General features: G+C 74.0%; 1 protein-coding gene. It reads right to left on the bottom strand.

What is annotated here, in order from left to right:
• Positions 1-63: 63 nt before the first annotated feature.
• On the bottom strand, positions 64-581 hold a 518-nt coding region (locus tag IT781_RS22140), incomplete at its 5' end, for an enoyl-CoA hydratase-related protein (protein ID WP_194972323.1).

Here is a 581-nt window from a genome sequence, read left to right as displayed (position 1 = left end):
CGAGTGCAGTGGTAGCCATGCCCCGATTCTGCACCGACCCGCCACCCGCAGGGGTGGGCGGGGTCAGCGGCGAGACCGCGGACCGAAGACCGCGGGCGCCTTGGCGAAGGCCGCGGCGCGCGCTGCCTTGGCGTTGGCACCGAAGAGCAGCGGCAGCTGCTCGATCCGCTCGCGGGCGAAGGTGCGTCGCGCGCCGGCGTGCCAGGTGTCGTCGAAGAGCCGCTTCGCCGCGGCCAGGGCGTCGGGCGATCGCTGCATCAGCCGGTGGGCGAACGCCTCGGCGGCGGCCTCCGGGTCGTCGTGGACCTCCGAGACCAGACCGATCTCCGCGGCCGCCGACCCCGACAGCGTCTCGGCGGTCATCGTCAGCCGCTTGGCCACGTCGATGCCGACGACCTCCGAGAGCGACTGGATGCCGCTCATGTCGGGGATGATCCCCCAGCGCCCCTCGAGCACCGACCACTGCGAGTCCGGCGTCGCGAAGCGGAAGTCCGCGCCCAGCGCGATCTGCACGCCGCCGCCGTAGCAGTGCCCGTGCACGGCGGCGATCACCGGCACCGGGAGTCGCCGCCAGGCCCAGC

This window comes from Methylobacter sp. BlB1, from assembly GCF_015476545.1.
GTDB lineage: Bacteria > Pseudomonadota > Gammaproteobacteria > Methylococcales > Methylomonadaceae > Methylobacter.
This window is presented reverse-complemented; position numbering and strand designations above follow the sequence as displayed.